Below are 25128 nucleotides of genomic sequence, written 5' to 3' on the forward strand. Positions count from 1 at the left end.
TTACTTATCTAATCCTCTGGCAAAATGATCACTTATTTTTTTATCGCCCCTTAGACATGCTATTAAAGACGTTCCTGTCAAAAATCACCCTTGCTCTTGATGAAAATCATTTGCTATTCCTCGTTGTTTTTTCATTTTTGATGCATCAAAACAAAATTTCACAATCATGAATTTCGAACCTAATCTTACTATTGCCGAATGCGTCATCAGCTATTTCCTGATGATGGCCGTGATCATCATCGCTGGTTTTATTGGACAGTGGTGGATCGCGGGCTTTGGCTTGCTTTTATTCCTAAGGGGCATGACCGGTTTTTGCGCAGTCAAGGCCATGCGGAATGTGAAGCAGGCCTAATTGGCTCATTTACCTCAAAGGAAAAACAGGAAATTATTACTTGGTTACCTTTTTCAGGGCGAGTGCGTTCATGCAGTACCGCAGGCCACTAGGCGGTGGTCCGTCCTGAAAAACGTGACCCAAGTGAGCATCACAGGTATTGCACAGCGTTTCGATGCGGTACATCCCAAATCCCTGATCTTTGTGGTAACTGATGGAATTTTCATGAATTGGCTGGGTAAAAGAAGGCCAACCCGTGCCGCTTTCGAATTTTTCAGCCGAATCGAAAAGCACAGTGCCGCAGCACGCACAGACATACAACCCCGGCTCAAACAAGCTGCACATTTCAGAACTGAAGGCCCGCTCGGTTCCTTTCAGGCGCGTGATCCTGAATTCTTCTTCCGTCAGCAGTTTTTTCCATTCTTCATCGCTTTTTTCCACCCGCTGGTCAGGAGCAGGATTGCCACTGTTGGCAAATTTTAAGACATTCAGCCAATTTAACATGTTGATTTGGTTTTTTGTAACGCTATTCTGCAAAAGAAACCTGAGCAAGTTCCTGCATTTTCAATTCCAGGCGCAACAAGGCATTGTTGGGGTCTGAACCAAAAATGGAGTATACTACTGTATTGTTCTTGTCAACCAAAATCCAATGCGGGGTTCCGCCTGCACCGTAATTCAGGAAAGTGGTATCGTAGTTTTTGTCCTTGAAAAAAGGGAAGCGGATCGCAAAATCCTCCCGCGCTTTGGCAAATTTTTCCCTCGGAATGTTGAGCGATTCAAAATTGGTGTGGATGCCCAATACCTGCATTTGATCACCCATTTCATGTACAATCCGATTGGCGTAGGGAATGGCACGCCCCAAACAGCCCGGACAACCGAGGCTAAAAAACAAAATAAGCAGCGGCTTGCCAAAAAACGCTTCTTTCTGAGGCGGTTCTTCCTCAAAAATCTTTTCCAGCGACCAATCGGGCAAGGGAGCTCCTACCCTGAGCAAACTTAGATCTAATCGATTGTGCATGCTCTAATAACGTTTTGAAGGGAATGTGGTTGAAAGGAAGCATCCTATGGCGGTTTTTATTTCACGCAGATTTCGCTCAGAAAAATCTGAGGGAAATAAAAACGTCTTTATGGCTTCTTTAAATTTCTTTTTATGTCCCTCAATACTGCGATGAGCGCTTACCAAATATAGGAATTTCCGTAAAAATAATTTAACTTGTCTGAAATTCTGGTAAACTGTTTGGCAAAACAATGTGTACTTCTAGCGACTGCAATCATTATTTTTCACACAAGAACTTTTGACTTTAGCTATTAAGCACTTAAATTGATTGAAAATATGGCAAAGAGTGGAATTTCCTTTCAGTAAAACGTTGTTTATTCAGACCGTAGCTGATGGTAACATCATCTGGAGAAAACACGTCCTCGAAAAAATGATAGAACGTGGAGTTTCTCGTGCTGAGGTTCTTGAAGCATTAGAAACTGGTGAAGTTATACAATGCTATCAGGATGATCGCCCCTTTCCCAGTGTTTTGATTTTGGCATTTCCATCTGAAAGGCCATTACATGTTGTAGTTGCATTTGATGAATTAAATGCAGTTGCATTTGTGATAACCACCTATGAGCCTGATTTAGGAATCGTTGAAGAAGATTTTAGAACCAAAAAAAAGTAAGATGAGCCATACGCCTTCGCAATGCCCTTTTTGCAGTGGAAAAATTGAACCTTCCACTACTACGTTTGCCGTTGACCTCAAAACAGGTCTAATCATAGTCCGTGATGTGCCTGCATTGGTTTGCACCCAGTGTGGCGAGGAGTGGATTGAAGATTCAGTATCTATTCAGTTAGAGGGCATTACGGAAAGAGCAAAATTGCAGAAAACGCAATTGGAAGTTGTTTCAATGGGTTAGTTTATGCCTGTTATGCTCTATTTTATCAGGGAAGATGTCTGCAACGATGCTGAAAATCTAGATATCTTTTAAACCTCAGGTCTTGAAAAAAAAAGGCGCACATGAAAAAATGGATTTTTTTACTCTTCATCGCTAGTGCATTTGCGGTTTCCGCTCAAAATGGCCACGACACCAAAGTCAAATTGTACAATCCAGCTGCCGATGCGAAAGCCGACATCAAAGCTGCGGTAGACAAAGCTGCCAAGGAAGGCAAACACGTATTGTTGCAAATTGGGGGCAACTGGTGCAGTTGGTGCATCCTGTTTCACAATAAGGTCAGCAGCAACGATACTTTAAAAACGGCGCTGGACAAAAACTTTGTCAGCTACCACCTGAATTACAGCCCTGAAAACCTGAACGAAGAGGTGCTGGCTTCATTGGGTTATCCTGAGCGCTTTGGTTTTCCGGTGTTTGTGATTCTGGATGGCAAGGGCAATCGCCTGCATACCCAGAATAGCGCTTACCTGGAAGAAGGCAGAGGCCACAGCACTTCACGGGTACTCGAATTTTTTGAAAACTGGTCACCTGCGGCAATTGATCCCAAAACGTATCAGAAAAAAGGGAAGTAAGCAGGGGCCATTCCCTGCTCAACAGGTATTTTATTGAAGGCGAACGGTTAGTACAGAACGGGATTCAACTCGGTATCAATCACTTCGCCCACCACTGCTCCTGGACACCAGGTGTTCCAGTCGTTGATCTGGTTTTGGTTTTCGGGGTCTTTCAGGATCATGTTTTTGTCCATGTAAATCACGGTCATTACCCTCCGCATTTGGTCGGTTAGGTTGGCGCCTGCGCGGTGGAATACCCAGCCGGAGTGAAAACTTATCTCCCCCAAATCGAAGGGTTCGATCACGTGTTCAAAATCAGTTACGCGGAGCTTTTCTCCAATCAGTTTTTCACTTTCATCGCCAATGCTCAGGTCTCTGCCTTCCACAATCTGATGGCTTCCGGCACTAAATTCCAATGGGCCCAAGGGCAGGGGTGTTGCTTGCAGCGGAATCCAGGCCGTAACGGTTTTATCGCTGCTCAGCGGCCAGTAATACTGATCGGCGTGCCAAGGCGTAATGCCGCCGCCACCTTCCTTGAACAAAGCTTGATCGTGGTACATCCTCACGCCATCTACCTGCATCAGATCGGCAGCAATTTTGGCCATGCGTTTGCTGAATACAAATTCCTTCACGACTTCGTTTTCCCGCCATAGATTGAACAATTGCAAAAATGCCTTGCCGTAAGTGTCCCGTTCATCCACTTTGCTGGTGACCGTGTTCATTTTTGCTACCTGTTGAGCAATGGCATCGCCGTAATGGGCCAAGGTCTCCGCGTCAAAAACGTTTTTCAATTTGATGAATCGATTTTTCTGGTAAAAACCGATTTGTTCTGCGCTGAGTGAGTAAGGAATGTTCAAAGCTTGCATCTGGACTTTTTTGTTTAAACGTTAAGTGGCTGAACAATTTTCTTGTGGACGGAATTTAAATAAAGTTACATTATGAATGCAACTTTATTTAATTCCGTGACTAAGTATGACGCAAAAAATTACTTCCCAATATTTTTCCTATGGATTAGCAAGCGGGAAAAGAAACAACTTATTTTGACCCCGGAAAAGAAAAAACCATTGAGCGATGATTCAACACCTAAAAGCACTTTCTCAACAGCCCTACTTCAAGCCGAATGCCCAAAAATTGATTCATTGGCTAATTTTCAGCAGCCTCTTCATACTGATCTTGCCCCTTGCTGCCCAAAAGCCCATCGAGTTGTACAATCGCTACCAAAAAGGCTCGCTCCAGATGGTCAATGGAAAACCGACTTTAAGCACCAAGGGCAACAATGCCATTTGGATGATCGAAAAAATTGCCAATAGCGCAGAAGTTCGCATCAAGCATCTCCCCAGCGGTGGATACCTGCACGCGGAAACCGATGCTACAATGCCCACCATCGGTACGATCCAGCCCGGCTGGGAGAGTGCCAGGTGGCTGATTGAAGAAACCGATGAGACTTTTTACCGCATCAAAAACAAGTGGCGGGGTACTTACCTGCGCAACGAAACCGGGATAGTGGAATTGGGAGAGTCCCAACCCGGCTGGTGGGGCGGCCAATGGCTATATATGTCGCCAGTCTCCATGACGGCTACAACAACCGCAAACCCACCGACGGGGCGCTTAAAAGTGCGGGGGGTGTACATTGTGCCCAGTGGCCAGCAGGAGAAACCCGGTGCCAAAGCGGCCATTGCGGCCATCCTGGCCATGATGCAATGGCACTTTTTGCAACAAATTGGGGTCACTTTTGAGTATGAGCCCGAGGTCGCAGTCATTCGCACCAATGCGGATACCCCGTCCGCTTCCACATTGGATATGGCCTTGGAACTGGGTAAAAAAGCCTTGAACAAAGATTACGAGGGGAATAAAAATATCCTTTTCACGGTGGTGGAAGGTGGCTTGGGTGGACCCGCGTTTGGCACCCCAGGCATGGTCAGAATGCCCCAATCTTTTTGGGGAGATGTATACGATACCTACCTCAAGCAGCCCAATACCATGGCTACAAAGTTGGCGGGCTGGTCACATGAATTGGGCCACGCCTTGGGGCTGGAACATACCGGGGAATCGACCAAGCCTTGTCTTTTGAAAAACTACCGGGTGGATATGGGCACCTTGCCGTCCTTGTTGATGCAACAGAGCAAGGCTTTTCCCGTGGTTTACGATTACCCTTTCCACAAGGATGAAATAAAGATGCTGCTGGATTCGACCTACTGCCAGGAATGTTTGATCGAACGGGGCGAGCGCCCAGCAGCGGTGCGTTACCTCCGCGCCCGGCAGGTACAAGCCAATAAATTAGCCACTGCTGGCAATGTAGTGATGCTGGAATATTATACCAGCGGCGGGGCCAAAGGTGCTTTTGTGAAGCAGTCCAATGGCGAATGGAAAGAAACCGACCTCTTGGGGAAGGCTAACTTTACCTTTAAAGAAATTCGTCGGGATCAAACTTCAGTATACCTCGAAGATGCATCGCGCAATATGGCAATCACCCTCAATTTGGCTACCCGAACGGTGCTGTACAACCTGATCAATCAGGGGAAACCGCAGGGGTTGTATTCGATTTTGTGGGCAAAGGGGGGCTGAGGGGGTTCAAGGAAAGGGAGTTCTTTCTGCCCAATCAGCCAGAATGGGGGTAAAAATGATCGTTTTGGCTACAACTATTCATTCTTGCAGCCAAAACGAGGGTAAAAATGGCAGTTTTGGCTGATTGAATCAATTTAAGCGGCTACAGATTGCAACCAGTCTTGCCGTTCAAACAGTTCCTGCACATCATTGCCTTTTGCGAAAGAAAAGCAGTTGATCATTTGCCTTGATTCAACCATAATTTCATCGCTCAGAAAGTCATTTTGTAAACTCCAACCCAACAATCCTATTCGCCGTTCTCACTTCGTAATAGCCAACTACCTTTTTGCCATTGGCCTTGGCGATCAGCGGGGTGATGTAGCAATCAAATTTTTCGGTTTTTCCGCCCGCTCCGCTGATGCTGATTTGGTCGGGTAAGTCGCTGGTGGTTGGCTCGCCCGCATTATTGAGAATGCCTTCGAAGGTTTTGGTTTCGGGCGTAGGCTGAAAGGGATCGCCATCATTGTAAACCGATTTGCCGTTTAGTGTCAAGTCCAGCAGTGCATTCTCCAGCTCGCTGGTGTACTCGAAGGAGATGTATTTTCCGGCAGAACTGCCCAGTTTTTCCAGATCGAGGCCTTGAATGTCTTCTGCGTTGAGGAGGAAGCCTTCCGAAAATCCTCTTTCGGGGAATTCGATTTCCAGGCTGTACATCGGGTAGCCAGCATCTTCAACGGTCTTGATGAGGCCCAGTTCGCGGAGCGTGTCCAGGGCTACTGGTGCGTCGCTTTCGGTAGTCTCGTTACTTGCTTCATTGTTGGTGTTGGAATCGGTCGAGTTGCCGCAGGAGCTTATCCACACCAGGCTGCAAACAGCCAGCAGGACAAGCGTGAAATTCCAGGATTTAAACATATTTGAACGGTTTATTGGTTGAAACTACAAAATACCGCGTTGCCCAATTATTTTTCCTATTGGCAAGTCAATAAATTGGCCATTGCTGGCAATTCCTTCACGATGTGAACAATGGTTGCGACGTTACTAACCTCTAGAAGTTTAGTAAACGTCGAAACCTATTGTTCACATTCTTAGAGCGTTTTCATGTCAATCACAAAGCGGTATTTTACATCAGATTTAAGGATGCGCTCGTAGGCTTCGTTGATGTCTTTCATGGCGATGACTTCCACATCCGAAACGATGTTGTGCTCAGCGCAGTAGTCCAGCATTTCCTGGGTTTCCTGGATGCCCCCAATCATGGAACCTACAATGCTGCGGCGTTTCGAGATGAGTTTTTCCGCAGCTACCTTATGGTCTTCAGGAGGAATACCCACCAGGAGCATTTTGCCCTCTACCTTGAGCAAATCGAGAAAACTGTTGAGGTCGTGAACGGCTGAAACGGTATTCAAAATGAAGTCAAAATGATTTTTCAGCGGTTTCATTTGCGCTTCATCAGTGGTCAGCACAAAATGCTGCGCGCCCAAGCGTCTGGCATCGGCTTCTTTGGAGGGAGAGGTACTTAACATGGTTACTTCCGCGCCAAAAGATGCAGCAAATTTAACGGCCATGTGCCCTAATCCGCCTAAGCCTAATACGGCCACTTTGTGTCCTTTGCCTACTCCCGCAAAGCGCAGCGGGGAATACGTCGTGATCCCCGCACACAACAGTGGTGCAACGGCTTCCAACTGATCGGTAAAAGGGATGTGCAGGGCGTATTTTTCATCAATAACATACTTGGAAGAATACCCACCAAAGGTCGGCGTAACTCCGTCGCGGTAAAATCCGTTGTAGGTTGGCGTCATGCCTTCATCGCAATACTGTTCCATCCCGCTTTGGCAGGAAGGACAAGTGCGGCAAGAATCAACAAAAACCGCTACACCAGCCAGCTCTCCTACTTTGAACTTGGTGACATTGGTGCCAACTGCGGATACCCGACCTACGATTTCGTGTCCGGGTACAATCGGATAAACCGAGGGACCCCACTCGCTTTTGGCCATGTGGATGTCGGAGTGGCATACCCCGCAATACAGGATATCGACCAAAATATCATCTGCGCCGACTTCTCTTCTTTCAAAATCAATGGGTGCAATTGGAGCTGTTTTGCTCAAGGCACCGTAACCATTTACTTGCATGTTGAATTATTTGATGGGTGTAAATTTAAGCAAGAGTACGCCGTGATGGGCAATATTCGTATGAATTGATCCACTTATTTCGCCGTCATTGAAGGTGGCGCCTGCTCTGGTTTACTTCCCCAGGATTTATTGGGTTTTGGGCCAAGTTGCAGGGTCATTTTGCCGCCTTTCACGAGCGTTTCATGCAAAATCCAGGATTGATTCAGGGCTTTGCCATTCAGCATTGCCGATTGGATGTAGCAGTTCTGTGGGTCATTGTTTTTGGCCTCGATGACGAATTTCCCGCCAGGGTAAAACTTCGGATTGAGGTTCAAGGTGACTTTGTTGAAAATCGGGCTGCTGATTTCATAAAATGGCTTGCTTGAAGTACCGCCATTGACTGAAAAAAGGCCAGCTTTCATCAATACCGCCAGACTGCCCATTAAGCCCTGGTCTTCGTCGCCGCTGTACCCAAAATTGGGTGAAAGATCACTGTATACTTTTTGCACTACCTGACGAGACCAATACTGCGTCAGCCAGGGAGCACCGGAATAATTGAACAAATACGCGGTTTGGATACTGGGTTGGTTGCCGTAGTTGATGTACACCCGGCGCAATTCTTCCAGGGTTTCCTTGTCATGTGATTTGCCAGAAACGAAGTCGTGTTTTTGCGCTTTTTCAAAAGATTCATTCAATCTCTTCGTAAAAGTTTCGCGGCTACCCATCAGTTTGATCAAGCCTTGCACGTCGTGTGGGACAAACCAAACGTATTGAGCGGCAGTACCTTCCTCCCAACCATGATCGTAGGTCAGGATATCGACGGGTTCGCCCCATTTGCCATCCAGGGTGCGGTTCCACATCCAACCGATTTCGGGATTCCAAATGTTCTTATAATTTTCGGCGCGTTTCATGAAGAGCTTGTAGTCGTCCATTTTGCCCAAGGCTTTGGCCATTTGGGCCAGGCCAAAATCCTGATAGGCGTACTCCAGGGTTTGGGTAGATCCATCCTGGTGGAATCCGTAGCGGATTTGGCTCAGGGGATGGGGTACGTAGCCCCGTTCGATGTAATACTCGATACCGCCGCCTTTGAAGGTATTGTGCTCATAACCCACCTTGCTCATCATGCCACCAGGGAAGTGGTTTTTGCGGAGCCCTTCGTAGGCTTTTTCGATGTTGAAGCCCTGAATGCCTTTTAGGTAGGCGCTTACAATAAAGGGCGTGGTAGAAGCCCCGGTCATGACGTAGGTGTAGTTGCCCCCAGCCGGACCGCGCGGAATCAGGCCGCCATCCTGGTACATCATCACCATTGAGTTGACGAAAGACTCGGTTACTTCGGGATACACCAGGTGCCAGAGGCTATTGATGGTCCATTGCGCGCCCCAGAAAGAGTCGGAGTTGTGGTGGTTGTATTTGGGTTGGTCTTTTTCGTCGAGCGGAATTTGGCCGATGCGGCGTTCGGGGCCGGTCATGTCGGAGTATTTTCCATTCACATCGCTGATGATGCGGCGGCCCTGGAGGGCGTGCCAGAGGTCGGTGTAAAAACGGCTGCGTTCGGTATCGGTACCGCCTTCAATTTCGATGCGGCTCAACCACTGGTTCCAGTCGCTGCGGCTGTCTTGTGCGGTTTTTTCAAAATCCCAATGTGGCAATTCGGTGTTGAGGTTGAGTCGGGCTTGTGCTTCACTCACGTAGGAAATGGCAACTTTCATTTTGCGTACTTCGCCAGCCTGAGTGGCAAAACTGACATAAGCGCCTATTCTGGCGCCATCAATCAGGTCGCCGATTTCTTCCAATTGGCCATTGCGCCAGCCTTTGAACGAATCAAAGGGTTTGTCAAAAACAGCGACAAAAAACACCGTAACCGTTTTGGGGCGGCGAATGGTGGGTGCCATGATGGCATAGCCTTCGATTTCCTGGTTGCTGACTTTGCGGACATGGCCTTTCTCGGTATCGGATGGCCCCAGGAAAGTGGAAAAATCAAAGAGGATATGGCTTTGTTCGGATTTTGGGAAAGTGTATTGGTGAAAACCTACCCGAGTAGTGGAACTCAATTCCGCAGTAATGTTGTAGGCGTCCAAAACTACTTTGTGGTAACCTGGCTTGATGATTTCTTTTTCGTGCACATATTTTGAACCGTACTGGTTTGCGCCCAAATGTCCCTTGAATGCGCCAGTAGTGGGCAGTACAGGCACTCCCGAAAGTTGCCAGCAATGGACATGGCTAAAACATTTTATACTGTCTTTTTCGTAGCGGTAGCCTGCGTTCCAATCGGCGTTGATGGCGTTGTCGGGGCTGAGGTTGACCATGCCAAAAGGGCGGGTGGCGGAGTTGAAAAAAAACCAACGGGAGTTGGCAGCATCGAGGAGAGGGTATACGAGATCGACGGGGGCTTTGGGGGTGTTTTGGGTAAAAGCCATCTGACTTTGAAGAAAGAATACAATCAAAAAAGGCAGGCTTGCTGTTAAAGGAAAAAATCTCTTCACGGTTTTTAGCTTATTTAATCTCTGAGGTGCTCTGAGGTGTCTAAGGTGGTTCAAATAAAACATTCTGACCACTTCGTGGTCTATTTTTGAACCACCTTAGGCACCTCAGGACACCTTAGAGATCGTGCGTTTCACTTTAATTTGGATTGGAATCAGAACTCCCGAATTTTGATGCTCCGGTAATGCACCTCATCGTGGTGATCCTGCAAGAGAATATGTCCTGCTGGAGCTTGACCAAATTTGGGATGAGGGCTGTATTTGCTCTTGGCGATCAGGTTGCGGAAGACTTGAGAGTGACGGTCGTATTCCACCGTTTTGAGGTTATTGAGCCAGTGTTCTACGTGGCCATCTTTGGATACGATGCGCAATTTGTTCCATTTCCCGGGAGGGTTCATGCGCTTTTCAGTAGTGCCTTCCGAGAGGTTTTCGGCAGCAATGAGGTCGTAAAGAGAGCCGGTGGTGCGGTTGCCGCCCACGCCAGCTTTGGCATCGGGGTGATTTTGATCGTCCAGGATTTGAAATTCTGGTCCCAGCCCGGCGGTAGACTTGGATTTGCGGTCTTCCTGTACAAAATATTTCAAGCCACTATTGGCTCCCACGGTCACTTTGAAATCCAGTTCGAGTTCAAAATTGGAAAATTCCTCGTTGCTGATGATGTCACCACCGCTGCGGGTGCTGTCCTGATGAGAGCTCAATACTTTCAGTACTCCGTCCTGAATGGCCCAACCCGCTGAGGGGAAAGCATCGGCGTTGAACTTGCGCCAACCGGTGCTGGTTTTGCCGTCCCAAAGCAAGCGCCAGCCTTTTCTTTTTTCGGATTCCGACAATTGATTGGGAAGGTAATTGACCTCGGGGGCTTCTTCGCCACCCTGCCATACGCAGTCTTTCAGGCTGGTAGTGGCAATGCGGATGTTGCGCCATTGCACGGTGAGACCGTTTTGGACTTCCTGTCTAATGGCGTGTACTTGCAGGGCAATGAATCCGCGGGCAGTTTGGTTGTCCAGCAAATTGGTACAAGGGATGCCGTTGATCCAGGTTTTAATGGATGAGCCAATGGCTTCGATGTGGTACTTGTTCCATTGGCCATTTTTAAAGGCTTTTTGTCCTTGAGGGTTGATGGCCAGCGGATACAGCCAGCCGTTGCGGGCTTCGTCGTAAAGGCCGCCGCTCCAGGCGCGTTCAGCAGGGTCAATTTCCACCTGATAGCCATGAACGCGACTGTTCATAACGGCGGGATCGCTGATGCTGCGGATTTGAATGCCGGAGTTGAGTCCTGGATCTACTTTTACTTCCAGTTCCAATACAAAATCACTGTACAATTCTTCGGTACAAAGAAAAGTATTGGGGGTATTGAGCTGAGAGATTCCGATGATGGTTTTGTCTGCGATTTTGTATTCCGCAGTCCCGTTGCGTTTTACCCAGCCTTTGAAGTCTGTTCCGTTGAAGAGGTCTTTCCAGGGTGCTTGTCCAAAAACGTTGACGGCAAGCAGCAAAAAAAGGCAAAAAGTAGCTGTTGATTTCATTGAATGTTGAATTGAGTGGGTCATTTAATGCGAATATACAGGAGTCATCGCAAATTAGGAATGACTCCTGTATTTTTCAAAAGATCAATATCCTGCGTTTTGAGCCATAGCAGGAAAAGACAAGTCGATTTCAGCTTGTGGAGTTGGTGAAAGGTAATGAATCACGTTGGTACCGGGGTAGTGGCTCACCTTTGTCGTCTGCCATTACCCCGGTGATTACCTTATCGGGTATCTCTGAGATGATGGGTACATTGATTTCAGTGGATTTTACCTAAAAAATACGCACAAATGGCAGAAGAGCTCAATATCACCGTTAGTGCGGTAGAGCGCCTGATCAGTCGAGTCTTGGCCAAATTACGCACCGAACTCAAAGAGGAGTGGTTGTTGGATCGCTAAGTAGTGGGGCAAAAATAAGTGTTTCATTTTCTTTGAATTATCCTATAGCCATTGCTTCCTTGCTTAGCCTTTCCATATCCCGAATCAGCAATCTGCGGCGGTCAAAAGTAAGGATGTTCCGATCTCTCAAATCATTGAGCAAAGTAGTCACCGTTTGACGGGAGGTAGCCGTAAGATTGGCAATTTCCTGGTGGGTAATGAATTTGCGAACTTCGGTTTCAAAGCCTACTCTGTGGCCTTTTTTCTCTGCAATTTCCAGCAAATATTCGATGATGCGGGTACGCGAATCTTTGAAAACCAGAGACTCCAGGCGTTTTTCCATTTCTAAAACCCGCGATCCCAAGATTTTCATCAAAAAAAGATTGAGGGCGGAATGGTCGCGCATGAGAGCTTTCATCTCATCCACGTTGACTACGCATACGGTTGCCTCATCCATGGCGTAGGCAAAATCACGGCGTTTTTCTTCTCCGATCAACGATAACTCTCCAAATACATCTCCTTTGCCCAAAATGGCTTTGGTAATTTCTTTGCCTGAATCACCGTAGGTACCAATTTTGACTCGGCCATCGGTGAGGAAAAATACGCGATCGGCAGATTCTTCGGGCAAATAAATGTATTCACCTCTTTTGTAGCAGCGATGAAAATGGGCTTCCAGATCTCCCCGACGAATTTTTTGGGGACAAAAAATACCAGTTACGTCAACACTTTCTAAATACCAATATGCTTCGTTGCTCATTGTTATTTCAATTGTTAATTCTCACGCTTTTAATTCACTGCGTAAGTTAATCAGAAATCTACAATTAGGAAAGAGAAGATACTGAAAAGCTACAATTCCCTTCTTGTGTATGGTGACTGAATAACGATTTTTTTTTCGCTTAATGCATGTCGAATGGCCTTTGCGAAGGAAATTGCGTGCATACCGTCGCCGTGAAGACAGATCGTATCTGCTTGAAGTCGAATACGTTGCCCCTCATGCGTAACGACGAAGCCTTTTTCGAGCAGGCCCAACACCTGCGCAATGCATTGATCGGTATCTTGGATCAGGGCATGGGATAAGTGGCGGGGGGTGAGGGTGCCATCGGCTTGATAGCTTCGGTCGGCAAACACCTCGTTGGCGGTTTGCAAGCCCAGTGCATGGGCAGCCTGAATCGAAACACTGCCGCTCAAACCGAAAAGGATCAGGTTGGTGTCAAAATCGCGCACTGCTTCTGCAATGGCGTTTGCCCATTCGAGGGATTGGGCTGCTGCGTTGTACAGCGCACCGTGCGGCTTGACGTGCCGCACAACGGCGCCTTCTTCTTGCGCAATGGTGGAAAACAGCGCCAATTGTGTTTGTACCAATTGGTAAACCTGTTCTGGAGTGAGCGCTATCGTTGTTCTCCCAAAATTCGCCTTATCGGCAAACCCCGGATGCGCACCAATCGCAACATTATGCTGCAAGGCCAATCCGATGGTACGCCGAATGGTGGCTGCATCACCAGCATGAAATCCACAGGCGATGTTTGCCGAAGAGATCAGGGGCATTAAATCGGCATCGGTTGTAAAGCCTTCGCCGAGGTCGCAGTTGAGGTCAATCATTGCTTATTCAGGTTCAAACCCGAGTACAATGTTGAAGTTGGCTACACCTTTGGAAAAGAGTTTGGTTGCGCCGGGTTTGTCAAAGCCCAGACCGTAGTCAAAACCAAGGATACCAAACATGGGCAAGAATACCCGTAAGCCCATACCCACCGAACGTTTAAGGTCGAAGGGATTGTAATCACGCAAGCTCTTCCAGGTGTTTACCCCTTGCATAAAGGTGTGCACATAAATGGTAGAACTTGGATTGAGCGACAGCGGGTAACGCAATTCCAAGGTAAATTTATTGAAGATCGGCGTGGGGGTTTGCCCGGAGCCGGATGGATCAGCGTTGTTTTCAAAATCGGCAATTTCGTAACCCCGTGCAGAGACGATGTCTACCCCTTGGAAACCAAATTGCTGGTTGTTCAAACCATCGCCACCCACCTGGAAGCGTTCGAAGGGAGAGGTACCGATTTTTTTATTGTAGAAGCCCAGGATACCAATCCGAGAAGAGGTTTTGAGTACCAACTTGCCGGTAATGGTGGTGTACCAATCGAAGTCAAATTTCCACTTGTGGTATTCCAAAAAGCGGAAACGCTCATTGGCCGACAACTCGCCGTAATTTTTGTTGGGGTTAAACAAAGAATAGGGAGGTGTAGCCTGGATCACCAAAGAGATATTGGAACCATCCTTAGGGAAGGTAGGATCGTTGATTGTTGAACGGGTGAAGTTCTGACGGATACTGAAGTTGTTGAATGTGCCTGTGGATACGATTTCGCCTTGGTCGGTACGGAACAAGCCTTGCGTCCATTGATTCAGCTTCAAGGATTGGATGTTCAGGGCGGTACTTGACACAAAGTTGTCATCCGGCCATTTCAGGCGGGTCCCCAAGCTCACCGATCCTTGGGTGATATTCAAGCTTTGGCTGCCTCCGCCCAAAAGCGGGTAGGCAAAGCGGTTGAAGAATCCACCTACCGTAAAGGAGTTGGGCTTGTGGCCACCCAACCAGGGTTCGGTAAAAGATACGTTGTAGGATTGGTAAAACTGGCCGTTGGTTTGTGCCCGAATCGAAAGGCGCTGACCATCACCGGTAGGCAGTGGCCGCCATGATTCCTTGTTGAACACGTTGCGCATCGAGAAGTTGTTGAAGGATACGCCCAAGGTGCCGATCACCCGGCGAGCGCCACCCCAACCTGCCGAAAGCTCCAACTGATCCGCTGGGCGCTCTTCTACTACATATTGAATGTCTACCGTTCCACGTTCGGCGTTGACCGGCGTTTGGATGTCCAGTTTTTCTGGGTTGAAGTAGTTGAGTGCCAAAATCTGCCGCTGAGAACGGATGATCTCTGAGCGGCTGAATTTTTCACCGGGCAAAGTGCGCAGTTCCCGACGAATGACGTGTTCGTGGGTACGGTCGTTGCCTTTGATGATTACTTTATCGATGGTGGCCTGAGGCCCTTCAAAAATGCGCAATTCCAGGTCAATCGAGTCTCCTATAACCGATACTTCGGTAGGGTCAACGTTGAAAAACAGGTAACCGTTGTCCATGTACAGGGTACTTACATCTCGGCTATCCTGGCTAAAACGCAGGCGGTTTTCGAGGAGTTCCTGGTTGTAGATGTCTCCTTTTTTGATGCCCAATACCTGATCGAGCGCTTCATTGTCGTAAATGGAGTTTCCTTTCCAGGCTATGTTGCGGAAGTAATACCGATTTCCTTCGTTTACTTTCAGTTGGATGTGCATGTCTCCCTTGGCGTCGCGCCAGATGCTATCGCTGAGAATGCGGGCATCGCGGTAACCTACGGTGTTGAAATACTTGATGACATCCTTTTTATCTCCGTCGTATTCGTCGCCGATGAATTTAGACCCGGCCAAAAAGCGTTTTTTCTCTTTGGTCTTGTCCATTTTCTTGAGCAGCTTCTTTTCTTTAACATTGGTCACGCCTATAAAAGAGATGTCTTTGATTTTGACCTTCTCCTCCAGATTGATGTCAAAAAGCAATTTGACCGAATTCAATCGGGCAGTATCTGGCGTTTCTTTAACGTCTACGTTGACGTCCAGCCAACCTTTCTTGATAAAGTTCTTCTCCAATGCTCTAGCAGCGTTGGATTTCATGTTATCAGTCACAATCCCCCCTTTGGTGATGTGCTGATTTACTATTTCGTTGAGGGTTTCGTGCTGGCCTTTGCCCACTCCCTTGTAATTGTACAAGGACAAACGAGGTCGTTCCTGAACCTGGATCTCCAAAAAAATAACATCCCCAATGGTTTTTTCCTGAATGATTTGCACGTTGGTAAACAGGCGCAAATGCAACAATGCCTTGATGGCTTTGGGAACAATCGGACCAGGGATGCGGATTTTATCACCCACCTTGAGTCCAGAAATGCTGGTGATCGCATTGGCATCACTGAACTGAGCCCCGGTTACTCGGACGCCGCCAATTTCAAAATTGGCTGGGGTGGAATAATCAGCTACGGCCAAACTGTCGCGATTTTGAGCCAACAAGCTCATTGGCAACAGTATAGCTACAGCGAGCAAAAGATTGATTTGGGTGATGCGCAATAGCGACAACATACTACACTGAATGTATCTCATTAGTCCTCAGTTCTTTCTTTTTTCAATAACGAGCGCAAAAGTACGTCATTATTCCTTTTTTGCTACATAAGGGGAAGCTTTTAAAAAAAGTGTTCTTTCTCCAGCTTCAACTTTGTTCAAAAAAAATGATCTTTCTGCGGTTAATAGAGGAAAAAATCAGAAACGGGGTTGTATGTGCCTTCCTTTTTGTGGAAATAAAAACGGTGGATACTCGGGAGTAGCATATGGATTGATCAAAATCACTTCCGCTGGTTGAATTTAATCAATGCCCAATGTTTGGGAGGGTGGTAATTTGGAGGTATTAACCAATAAAAATACTGATTATGAACGTCCTGGCACCCGTTAAAAGCATCATGAGCACCCATTTGATTACGGTTGCTCCTTCTGACAAGCTCAGTATTGTCAAAGACATTTTTGAAGACCACAACATCCACCACATTCCTGTAGTGCGCTACAAGGAATTGATTGGCATCATCAGCAAAACCGATTTTCTGCATTTCCTTCAGGGTTTTTCGCCCAGTCAGGAAGACCGTTTTGTAAATTATGCAAGACTGCGTTCTTACGCTGCTGAGGAAATCATGACCAAAGGCCTGGCTAAGCTAAATCCCAACGACCGAATCAATATTGCGCTAGAAATTTTCATGGTCAATCGTTTTCACGCCATACCTGTAGTGGAAAATGATGATTTGGTGGGTATTGTAACGACTTACGACATCATTAAAGCATTGGCCAGCGAGCCGATCTCTACCAAACAAATTCTGGAAAATCAGCACCATGAAGGGGAAATGTCGGAAGGAATGGTAGGATGAGTTATGAATTATGAGTTATAAGTGATGAGTTATGAATTATGGCACACAACTTTACACAGTGGAGTAGAATTGTGTGCCACTCATAACTCATAACTCATCACTCATAACTTATCCTCCACTGCTTTAAGGTCTTCTTCCTGAAAATTGGGAAACCACTTGGCGAGATGGGTACGTGCTTGGCTGCGTACTTCCTGATTGATAAAAGCGGCAATGGTTACAAGCCCGAAGCCGAGAACGCCCAAATCATCAGTGTAGCCAATGATGGGAGAAATATCCGGCAAGAAATCGATGGGGCTGATCAGGTAGCCCAATACACCAATGACAATCTTTTTGGCCCAGCCCGGCGTATCCTTTCGTTTGTAGGCGTAAAACATCAGTAAGGCCGTATAAACAGTTTTGATGCCGATTTTCTGGGCAAAGCGCGTTAATTTTTGCCAAAATTTGCGCTCGGTATAGTTGTTTTCGTGTTGGCTCAGATTTTCAGCTGGGCTTTCTGCTTGGTCATTTTTGTTTTCTGGTTCCATAGACATTTAAGTTGAGCCAAAGTTGCAGTATTCTTCATCACTGCGCAAGGTGCTGCCGATGAATACAAGCAGAATTAAGACGAATGATGTTTGAACTCAAACCTTTCGCAAACGTTCACCTGCCAATTCCAGGGTTTCGTCTTTTTTGGCAAAGCAGAAGCGCACAATCTTGTCGTCACGTTTGCTTTGGTAAAATACGGAAATTGGAATGGCCGCTACACCATGCTCTATGGTAAGTCTCCGGCAGAAGTCCACGTCTGGCTCATCGCTGATCTGGCTGTAATCGCAGTTTTGAAAATAAGAACCTTCAGTCTGCAAAGGGCGAAAACGCGAGCCATGGATGACATCCAGAAAAGCATCTCGCTTGTGGGTAAAAAAAGTACCCAAACCCAGGTATTCGTGGGGATCTTCCAGAAAATCAGCCAGTCCGTATTGCACGGGCGTATTGACAGAAAACACGTTAAACTGGTGCACTTTGCGAAACTCTGCGGTCAATGTAGGAGGGGCGACGCAATACCCCACTCTCCATCCGGTATTGTGAAAGGTTTTGCCAAAAGAATACACCGCCAAAGCCCGTTCACGGAGATTGGGATAGCGCAAAATGCTCTGGTGCTCGTACCCATCGTACACCAAATGCTCGTACACTTCGTCGCTAAGGATAATAATATCGCCGCTGCTCACCAGTTTTTCCAGTGCCTGCATGTCCGCAGGTTTCAGGATTTTACCCGTGGGATTTTGGGGCGTATTGATGATGATCATGCGGGTTTTCATATTGATCAAACGCCGCAACTGATCCCAATCAATGGTATAGTCAGGAGCCGTGAGTTCAAAAGATTTGGTCACACCACCAAAAACCTCGATACTGGGTCGGTAGGAATCGTACGCTGGCTCGAAAACGATCACCTCATCGCCGGGACTCACAAAAGCACCAATGGCCGTAAATAGCCCTTGCGCTGCCCCTGCGGTAATGGTGATTTCCGTGTCCGGGTTGATCTGAACCCCGTACAAGCCGTCAATTTTTTCGGCGATGCGCTGACGCAACAATGGAACGCCTGCCATCGGGGCATACTGGTTGTAGCCCTGATACATGTAATGGGCCACCAACTCGCTCAAGCGTTGGGAGGATGGATAATCCGGAAAACCTTGCGCAAGATTAATGGCCCCGTGTTCTTGCGCTAAGGCAGACATCACCGTAAAAATGGTGGTGCCTACGCCCGGTAATTTAGATGACACAATCATGACAGCAAAACTAGTAAATGAATTGCACTCCTGGAATTGTTTTTTCAACCGACCTGTATATTATTGATACCTGGCATGCACCAGATCGATGGCTTTCGCCAAGTTTTGGTCTTTTTGCGTGACGGTATCTCCGGCATCGTGGGTGCTGAGATGGATTTCGACCCGGTTCCAAACGTTTGTCCACAGGGGATGGTGATTGTGCTTTTCGGCGAGGAAAGCCACTTCTGTCATAAAAGCAAAAGCCTGACTGAAATCTTTAAAAGTGAATGTTGCTGAGAGTTGATGGTCTTTTTCTGTCCACATGATGCGCTTGGTTTACCTAGTAAAAGCCCTAATCCAATCAAATGTTCAAAATGGAGGAGATGATTTTTGCGCTATAAATTTCAAAAACGTATCTTTGACCCTTGTTTTTCATCAAGTTAAAGTACAAGTGCAGCATGGCCACGCCGAGATCAGTAGCGTTTTATACACTGGGATGTAAGCTGAATTACTCAGAGACCTCCTCGATAGCCCGTTTGTTTGAAGGGGCAGGCTATACCGAAGTGGAGTTTGAGCAGGGAGCAGATGTGTATGTCATCAATACTTGCTCGGTTACGGATTTTGCCGATCGCAAATGCCGAAAAATCGTACGTCAGGCACTCCGCCAGGCGCCACAGGCTTTTGTGGTGGTGGTGGGTTGCTACGCGCAACTCAAACCCGAAGAAATTGCCGAAATTCCCGGGGTTGATCTGGTTTTGGGCGCTGCCGAAAAATTCCGCATCCTGGATTTTATTGATACCCTTTCCAAAGCTCCCGGCAAAGGCATGGTACACGCTGGAGAGGTACGCGAAGCCCGCAATTTTGTGGATGCTTTTTCTTTTGGCGACCGCACCCGTTCTTTTCTCAAAGTACAGGATGGTTGCAATTACAAATGTTCGTTTTGTACCATTCCGCAAGCCCGAGGCGCAAGCCGCAGCGATAAAGTGGAAAACGTAGTGGCCAATGCCTGGAAGATCGCCGAAATGGGGGTCAAAGAAATTGTGCTTACTGGCGTCAACATTGGCGATTTTGGCAACGGTACCGAAGTCATTGAAGGCACAGCACCAAAGAAAGAAGCATTATTCATCGACCTGATTCGCGAGCTGGATCAAGTTGACGCGATCAGTCGATTTCGGATTTCTTCCATTGAGCCCAATTTGTGCACCGATGAAATCATCGATTTTGTAGCGGGCTCGCAGCGTTTTGCGCCCCATTTGCACATGCCACTGCAATCGGGTAACAACAATCAACTGCGGCAAATGCGCAGAAGGTATACCCGCGAATTGTACGCCGACCGCGTAGCCCGCATCAAAGCACAAATGCCCCACGCTTGTATTGGCGTAGATGTGATTGTGGGTTTTCCGGGTGAAACGCAGGCAGATTTTCTGGATACTTATCACTTTTTGAATGATTTGGATATTTCATACTTGCACGTGTTCACTTACTCCGAACGCGCCAATACGCCTGCCGCAGAAATGGAGGGAGTTGTACCCGTCAACGTGCGTCGGGAACGCAACGAGATGCTGGGCATTTTGAGCGAGAAAAAGCGCCGGCATTTCTATGAGCAGCACCTGGGACAAACCCGGCCCGTTCTTTTTGAGGTACACAAAGATAAAACCCTCATGGCTGGCTTTACCGACAACTATATCAAAATAGAAACACCCCTCCATCCCGATTGCCTGAATCGTATCTTAACTGTTGATTTACAAAAAATTAACCGGGAGGGTATTGTGGAAATAGGGATGGGGATTTTTGCGTGAGCAATTACTTTTTTTATTTTTTTAAATTAAAAAATTTTTATCCTCATAAACGCTGGGTTTTATTGACTTTTCTCTTTGCACAAACGTATATGTGGAAAACTTTTTCTTAATATATTAATCTCATGGGGTTATTTCTAACCTAAATAGAGTAGTTTTACATCAGCTTTTGAACATGGACTATTTACCTGCCTTCGGCGTTTCTGCCATTTTTATTCCCATTTGACAATATTAATTTTTTCAAATTTTCTCCCATGAACATCAAACGTCCCCGAGGAGTGTACAAACTCCTGCTGGTATCTTGTATTGCCATGAGCTACACAAGCCCTACCAAAGCCAATCCAGATTATGATTTTCTGAGGGTTCATCCCGTACAATCCAACATTTTCCTCAAGGAAAAATTAACCAAATTGGTAGAATCTAATCCTCATTCCCGAGAATATGTAGAGATGTACACGGTCACGGGTAAAACCCATACTGCGGCATTGTTGGGTCGCGCTCTTTATTACTTTCCCATTTTTGAGCGCCACTTAAGTGATCAACACATGCCGCTCGAATTGAAGTACCTGTCGATGGTTGAATCCGAGTTGCGTACCGATGTAGAGTCGGGAAGTGGTGCAGTAGGCTTGTGGCAGTTTATGCCCTCCACAGCCAAGCATTATGGTTTGCGTATCGAAAACTGGCTTGATGAGCGCCGTGACCCCGAGGCCGCTACTGGTGCCGCTGTTGTTTACCTCAAGGATTTGTATGCTGAATTTCGGAATTGGGAACTGGTTGTAGGCGCGTACAATTGCGGTTCAGGCCGCATGCGCAGAGCAGTTCGCAAAGCAGGATCCAATGATTTTGCACAAGTAGCCCGTCATTTACCCGAACAAACCCAGGAGTATTTGGCTAAGTTTTATGCGGCGGCTTATGTTTCCTTTCATTTTCAAGACTTTAACATTGCCCCTCAACTGCCTTTGGCCCTGAGCGGTGGTACCAAGCGCATTGACGTAAGCGAGATCCATTCCTTCCAGGAATTATCGCGCATCTGCAAACTGTCGATTGCCAAGATCAAGCGCTTCAATCCTCAGTACCTCAATGGGACATGGCCAGAAGGAAATCAGGAGCTTTCGGTGCTGCTAACCGAAGAGGCTGCGCTGCGCTATTTGGCCCATTTCAATCGGATTCCTCAACGCATCGATGTGCTTCCAGAGGAGGCATTGGCCAATGATGGATACTTGCCCGTTACTCAACCTTACCGTATTCTGAATTCACTGCTGATCAATTTGGGTGGCAGAACGTCTACACCCGAGCGTACCCAAGGAAAGCGGGGGTACTATTCAAAATATTTTTTGAAAGAAGAGGTTTAGGAACAATGAAAAAATAACTACCACCTTTTCACTTTGCTCTTGAGTAATACTAAACCCCTTCTTTTCTATTCTATATTTTACAATTCAAACTTGATGCCCTGCGCCAATGGCAATTGGGTACTGTAATTGATGGTGTTCGTTTGTCGGCGCATGTACGCCTTCCAGGAATCGGATCCACTTTCGCGGCCACCACCCGTTTCTTTTTCTCCACCAAAAGCACCACCGATTTCGGCGCCGCTGGTTCCGATGTTGACGTTGGCGATGCCGCAATCAGAGCCTGAAGCAGAGAGGAACAACTCTGCTTCGCGCAGGTTGTTGGTCATAATGGCCGAAGACAAGCCTTGTGGAACGCCATTCTGGATGGCAATGGCTTCATCCAACTCACTGTACTTGAGCAGGTACAGAATAGGCGCGAAGGTTTCGTGCTTCACGATTTCGGCAGCGTGGCTGATTTCAGCGATGCAGGGTTTTACATAGCAACCGCTTTCATAGCCCGCGCCTTCCAGTACGCCACCTTGTACCAGCATGGTACCGCCCTGGGTTTCAATTTTTTCCAAAGATGCCAGGTAATTGCGCACCGCAGCCTGATCGATCAGCGGCCCTACATGGTTGTTTTGATCCAAAGGGTTGCCAATGCGGAGTTGGGTATAAGCTTTGGCCAGGCTTTGCCGCACCGTATCGTAAATGCTGTCGTGCACAATCAGGCGGCGCGTAGAGGTACAACGCTGTCCGGCAGTACCCACTGCCCCAAACAAGGCACCGGTAAGTACAATGCTGAGGTCAGAGCTTGGCGTGACAATAATCGCATTGTTGCCGCCCAGTTCCAGAATGCTGCGTCCCATGCGGCCTGCTACATTTGCGCCAACGGTACGCCCCATGCGGGTGCTTCCGGTGGCCGAAATCAAGGGCACCCGATTATCCATGGTCAGGTATTCACCGATGCGGTAATCGCCATTGATGATGCAACTTACCCCTTCGGGAACAGCGTTGTCACGTAGCACTTTCTGGAAAATATTTTGACAGGCCACTGCACAAAGTGGCGTTTTTTCGGAAGCTTTCCACACACTTACATCGCCGCATACCAGAGCAATCATCGAATTCCAGGACCAAACCGCCACTGGAAAATTGAACGCTGAAATGATGCCCACTACGCCCAGTGGGTGCCACTGCTCGTACATGCGGTGACCAGGCCGCTCAGAGTGCATGCTGAGGCCGTACAACTGGCGGGAAAGCCCCACCGCAAAATCGCAGATGTCGATCATCTCCTGGACTTCGCCCCAGCCTTCTTGCAGGCTTTTGCCCATTTCGTAAGACACCAATTGCCCCAGTGCGTCTTTGTGCTTGCGGAGCTGTTCGCCATATTGACGCACAATTTCTCCGCGTTTGGGGGCAGGTGTAGTGCGCCAAACCTGAAAAGCAGCCTGTGCCTTGGCGATGGTAAGGTCGTATTCCTTGCGGCTGGTGGTACTAACGCTTCCGATGTAGGCGCCATCAACCGGAGAATACGAATCGATGTAAACATTGGACAGCGCCGAGGATTCAAGTCCGGTGCTGGTGCCATTGTTTTTCTCGGTCAGGCCTAGTTCCTGGAGAAAATCTTTGTTCATTGGATTTGGTTTTGGGGGTCTTATTGCAAAAGTTTTTTGACAATTTCGGCAACCAGTTTGCCATCGGCCTTTCCAGCCAATTGCTTGGTGGCGGCGCCCATTACCTTGCCCATGTCTTTGGGGGAGGTAGCGCCAACTTCAGCAATGAGGGCGGTGAGGATCACGGTCAATTCATCCGCATCCAATTGCTTGGGCAAAAAGCGTTCAATCACGGCCAATTCTTCCCGTTCTTTATCAGCAAGGTCGTTGCGGTCTTGTTCAACGTAGATCGACAAGGAGTCACGGCGTTGTTTGGCCATTTTTTGCAGGATCTGGATTTCACGCTCTTCGTCGATTTCCGCGCCACTGCCATCCGTTTTTGCCAACAGAATTTGTGCTTTGATTTCGCGCAACCCTCTTTTGGTGGCTTCGTCTTTGGCTTTCATCGCCTCTTTCAAGGCTTCATTGATCCGTTCTTCAAATGTCATTTTTCTGCTAGTTTAATGATTAGACTGGTTGTAACGGGAAGACAAACAAGCAAAGGGAATAGTTTTGTTCCCTGATATATCCGACACAAAGTTAAGGAACGGGGCGGAAAACAAACAGTGAAACCAAGAATATCCTTAACTTCATGTCCTTTCTTGCGGTTTTTAATTCCTTTTATGTTGAATGCAACACCCTTATTCGAACTCCGGACGGTCACCAAATCCTATGGTAAACAAACCGCGGTGGCACCACTCAGCCTCAGCCTACAGGCGGGTGAAATTTTTGGTCTTTTGGGTGCAAGCGGCGCTGGCAAAAGCACTTTGCTCCGATTGGCGGCCAATCTGATCAACCCTGATGCCGGCGAGGTGTGGATGGAGGGCGTAAAACTCGAATTGCCCAGCGATATGCTCATTCCCGGGCATCCCGACATCAAGATCGTGCACCAGGATTATCACCTCTCGGCTATGCTTTCTGTACGCGAAAACATCCGCTATGCCTTGCGGTATTATGAAAAAGACTACCGCGATGCCCGCATTGAGGAACTTCTGGCTTTGTGCCAATTGCAAAACCAGGCTGAACAACCCATCAAACTACTGTCAGGAGGCGAAAAACAGCGCACCGCGATAGCGCAAGCCTTGGCCGAAGAGGCCCGGGTATTGCTGCTGGACGAACCCTTTGCCCACCTTGATTTGCCCAACAATCGCCGCCTGGCGGAAACGATTCGCAACATCGTAACTGAAACCCAGGCCGCCTGCATATTTGTTACCCACCATGCTGCCGACGCATTAAGTCTGGCTCAACGCCTGGGGGTTTTGAAACAAGGCAGCCTGGTTCAAACGGGGACTCCCGAAGAGATTTACCAGCACCCCGCCAACGCTTACGTAGCCGGACTTTGTGGCGAAGCCAATGTGCTGGATCGCGCCTGGATCGCGCAGTATTTTGCCAATCAGCCTTGGCACGAAATGCCCGAAAACAAGGTGTTGATTCGCCCGGAGGCACTGGCATTGTTCAAACGCCCGGCGGCAGGCAGAGTGGAAGCCCAGGTAGAACGCTGTATTTTTGAAGGCAGTCGTTACCGCGTCAACGTACGGTTGGCGGAAGAAATGCTCGTTGCCTACCATTCGATAGCCCTGGCCGAAGGCCGAAAAATACATTTGTCACCAAAAAATAGACCAGCATGAATCCATCCCTACAACGGCTTTACGAAATTGCTCAAAAACCAAGCCGACACATCATTGGATTGATGTCGGGTACATCGCTGGATGGATTGGATGTGGCACTCTGCGCACTAAGCGGATCAGGAACGCAAACCCAGGTTGAGCTTTTACAATTTG

The 25128-nt window shown here is 47.7% G+C and carries 25 protein-coding genes and 1 pseudogene; 11 read left to right on the forward strand and 15 right to left on the reverse strand.

Annotation, left to right across the window (positions count from 1 at the left end; all coding sequences use genetic code 11):
• The first annotated feature begins 166 nt into the window (after positions 1-166).
• A complete protein-coding gene (locus tag ABW391_RS17485; RefSeq protein ID WP_353483192.1) occupies positions 167-352 on the forward strand; it encodes a hypothetical protein in 186 nt (61 codons plus the stop codon).
• Positions 353-388: 36 nt separating this feature from the next.
• Here ABW391_RS17485 and msrB read toward each other — a convergent pair whose 3' ends face one another.
• On the reverse strand, positions 389-835 hold the full coding sequence (gene msrB / locus ABW391_RS17490) for a peptide-methionine (R)-S-oxide reductase MsrB (RefSeq protein WP_353483193.1): 447 nt from the start codon (positions 833-835) through the stop codon (positions 389-391).
• 22 nt (positions 836-857) lie between these two features.
• Positions 858-1349 (reverse strand): TlpA family protein disulfide reductase, encoded by a 492-nt coding sequence (locus ABW391_RS17495; protein WP_353483194.1) that lies wholly within the window; start codon positions 1347-1349, stop codon positions 858-860.
• A gap of 325 nt (positions 1350-1674) precedes the next feature.
• On the opposite strand from ABW391_RS17495, the gene ABW391_RS17500 reads away from it, so the two are divergent.
• The 3 genes from ABW391_RS17500 (at position 1675) to ABW391_RS17510 (ending at position 2841) form a co-directional block, all read left to right on the forward strand.
• Positions 1675-1998 (forward strand): DUF4258 domain-containing protein, encoded by a 324-nt coding sequence (locus tag ABW391_RS17500; RefSeq protein ID WP_353483195.1) that lies wholly within the window; start codon positions 1675-1677, stop codon positions 1996-1998.
• A 1-nt stretch (position 1999) separates the two neighbouring features.
• Positions 2000-2233 (forward strand): type II toxin-antitoxin system MqsA family antitoxin, encoded by a 234-nt coding sequence (locus tag ABW391_RS17505; protein ID WP_353483196.1) that lies wholly within the window; start codon positions 2000-2002, stop codon positions 2231-2233.
• A 101-nt stretch (positions 2234-2334) separates the two neighbouring features.
• Complete coding sequence (locus ABW391_RS17510; RefSeq protein WP_353483197.1) at positions 2335-2841, forward strand: thioredoxin family protein; 507 nt, start codon at positions 2335-2337, stop codon at positions 2839-2841.
• Positions 2842-2888: 47 nt separating this feature from the next.
• Here the strand turns inward: ABW391_RS17510 and ABW391_RS17515 are convergent, their stop codons facing one another.
• Positions 2889-3686: a phytanoyl-CoA dioxygenase family protein gene (locus ABW391_RS17515; RefSeq protein WP_353483198.1), complete on the reverse strand. Its 798-nt coding sequence runs from the start codon at positions 3684-3686 to the stop codon at positions 2889-2891.
• Between the two features lie 205 nt (positions 3687-3891).
• Between ABW391_RS17515 and ABW391_RS17520 the strand changes: the two genes are divergently transcribed.
• Positions 3892-5385: a hypothetical protein gene (locus tag ABW391_RS17520; RefSeq protein ID WP_353483199.1), complete on the forward strand. Its 1494-nt coding sequence runs from the start codon at positions 3892-3894 to the stop codon at positions 5383-5385.
• 258 nt (positions 5386-5643) lie between these two features.
• Here ABW391_RS17520 and ABW391_RS17525 read toward each other — a convergent pair whose 3' ends face one another.
• The 4 genes from ABW391_RS17525 to ABW391_RS17540 all read right to left on the reverse strand — a co-directional run bounded on the left by ABW391_RS17525 (position 5644) and on the right by ABW391_RS17540 (position 11475).
• Positions 5644-6276: a hypothetical protein gene (locus ABW391_RS17525; RefSeq protein ID WP_353483200.1), complete on the reverse strand. Its 633-nt coding sequence runs from the start codon at positions 6274-6276 to the stop codon at positions 5644-5646.
• Positions 6277-6449: 173 nt separating this feature from the next.
• Positions 6450-7490 carry an NAD(P)-dependent alcohol dehydrogenase gene (locus ABW391_RS17530; protein ID WP_353483201.1) on the reverse strand — a complete coding sequence of 347 codons (1041 nt, stop codon included), beginning with the start codon at positions 7488-7490 and terminating at the stop codon, positions 6450-6452.
• 74 nt (positions 7491-7564) lie between these two features.
• A complete protein-coding gene (locus ABW391_RS17535; protein ID WP_502916334.1) occupies positions 7565-9886 on the reverse strand; it encodes a GH92 family glycosyl hydrolase in 2322 nt (773 codons plus the stop codon).
• Positions 9887-10104: 218 nt separating this feature from the next.
• Complete coding sequence (locus ABW391_RS17540; protein ID WP_353483202.1) at positions 10105-11475, reverse strand: 3-keto-disaccharide hydrolase; 1371 nt, start codon at positions 11473-11475, stop codon at positions 10105-10107.
• A 288-nt stretch (positions 11476-11763) separates the two neighbouring features.
• On the opposite strand from ABW391_RS17540, the gene ABW391_RS17545 reads away from it, so the two are divergent.
• The gene (locus ABW391_RS17545) at positions 11764-11871 is read left to right on the forward strand and encodes a hypothetical protein (protein ID WP_353483203.1); all 108 of its coding nucleotides are present in this window, start codon (positions 11764-11766) and stop codon (positions 11869-11871) included.
• Positions 11872-11908: 37 nt separating this feature from the next.
• Here ABW391_RS17545 and ABW391_RS17550 read toward each other — a convergent pair whose 3' ends face one another.
• The 3 genes from ABW391_RS17550 to ABW391_RS17560 form a co-directional block, all read right to left on the reverse strand.
• Entirely contained in the window at positions 11909-12607 is a 699-nt protein-coding gene (locus ABW391_RS17550; protein WP_353483204.1) for a Crp/Fnr family transcriptional regulator, read from the reverse strand.
• An 89-nt stretch (positions 12608-12696) separates the two neighbouring features.
• Entirely contained in the window at positions 12697-13449 is a 753-nt protein-coding gene (gene pxpA / locus ABW391_RS17555) for a 5-oxoprolinase subunit PxpA (protein WP_353483205.1), read from the reverse strand.
• Between the two features lie 3 nt (positions 13450-13452).
• A complete protein-coding gene (locus ABW391_RS17560; RefSeq protein WP_353483206.1) occupies positions 13453-16023 on the reverse strand; it encodes a BamA/OMP85 family outer membrane protein in 2571 nt (856 codons plus the stop codon).
• A 323-nt stretch (positions 16024-16346) separates the two neighbouring features.
• Between ABW391_RS17560 and ABW391_RS17565 the strand changes: the two genes are divergently transcribed.
• On the forward strand, positions 16347-16832 hold the full coding sequence (locus tag ABW391_RS17565; RefSeq protein WP_353483207.1) for a CBS domain-containing protein: 486 nt from the start codon (positions 16347-16349) through the stop codon (positions 16830-16832).
• Positions 16833-16933: 101 nt separating this feature from the next.
• Here the strand turns inward: ABW391_RS17565 and ABW391_RS17570 are convergent, their stop codons facing one another.
• From ABW391_RS17570 to ABW391_RS17580, 3 genes are all read right to left on the reverse strand, one after another.
• Positions 16934-17356 (reverse strand): YkvA family protein, encoded by a 423-nt coding sequence (locus tag ABW391_RS17570; protein WP_353483208.1) that lies wholly within the window; start codon positions 17354-17356, stop codon positions 16934-16936.
• 96 nt (positions 17357-17452) lie between these two features.
• On the reverse strand, positions 17453-18595 hold the full coding sequence (locus tag ABW391_RS17575; protein ID WP_353483209.1) for a methionine aminotransferase: 1143 nt from the start codon (positions 18593-18595) through the stop codon (positions 17453-17455).
• A gap of 60 nt (positions 18596-18655) precedes the next feature.
• Positions 18656-18898: a 4a-hydroxytetrahydrobiopterin dehydratase gene (locus ABW391_RS17580; RefSeq protein ID WP_353483210.1), complete on the reverse strand. Its 243-nt coding sequence runs from the start codon at positions 18896-18898 to the stop codon at positions 18656-18658.
• 134 nt (positions 18899-19032) lie between these two features.
• Here ABW391_RS17580 and mtaB point away from each other — a divergent pair, with 134 nt between their 5' ends.
• Together mtaB and ABW391_RS17590 are read left to right on the forward strand one after the other, a co-directional pair.
• Positions 19033-20373 carry a tRNA (N(6)-L-threonylcarbamoyladenosine(37)-C(2))-methylthiotransferase MtaB gene (gene mtaB / locus ABW391_RS17585; protein WP_353483211.1) on the forward strand — a complete coding sequence of 447 codons (1341 nt, stop codon included), beginning with the start codon at positions 19033-19035 and terminating at the stop codon, positions 20371-20373.
• Between the two features lie 251 nt (positions 20374-20624).
• Complete coding sequence (locus tag ABW391_RS17590) at positions 20625-21722, forward strand: lytic transglycosylase domain-containing protein (protein ID WP_353483212.1); 1098 nt, start codon at positions 20625-20627, stop codon at positions 21720-21722.
• 77 nt (positions 21723-21799) lie between these two features.
• On the opposite strand, the gene amaB is transcribed toward ABW391_RS17590, so the two are convergent.
• Positions 21800-23329 (reverse strand): L-piperidine-6-carboxylate dehydrogenase, encoded by a 1530-nt coding sequence (gene amaB / locus ABW391_RS17595; protein ID WP_353483213.1) that lies wholly within the window; start codon positions 23327-23329, stop codon positions 21800-21802.
• A gap of 20 nt (positions 23330-23349) precedes the next feature.
• The gene (locus tag ABW391_RS17600; protein WP_353483214.1) at positions 23350-23796 is read right to left on the reverse strand and encodes a GatB/YqeY domain-containing protein; all 447 of its coding nucleotides are present in this window, start codon (positions 23794-23796) and stop codon (positions 23350-23352) included.
• Positions 23797-23970: 174 nt separating this feature from the next.
• Here ABW391_RS17600 and ABW391_RS17605 point away from each other — a divergent pair, with 174 nt between their 5' ends.
• Entirely contained in the window at positions 23971-24975 is a 1005-nt protein-coding gene (locus tag ABW391_RS17605; protein WP_353483215.1) for an ABC transporter ATP-binding protein, read from the forward strand.
• Positions 24972-25128 (forward strand): annotated as a pseudogene (locus tag ABW391_RS17610) (anhydro-N-acetylmuramic acid kinase); the annotation flags it as partial. The gene ABW391_RS17605 and the pseudogene ABW391_RS17610, both read left to right, overlap by 4 nt.

It is taken from the genome of Haliscomenobacter sp. (assembly GCF_040403615.1).
Classification (GTDB): Bacteria; Bacteroidota; Bacteroidia; order Chitinophagales; family Saprospiraceae; genus Haliscomenobacter.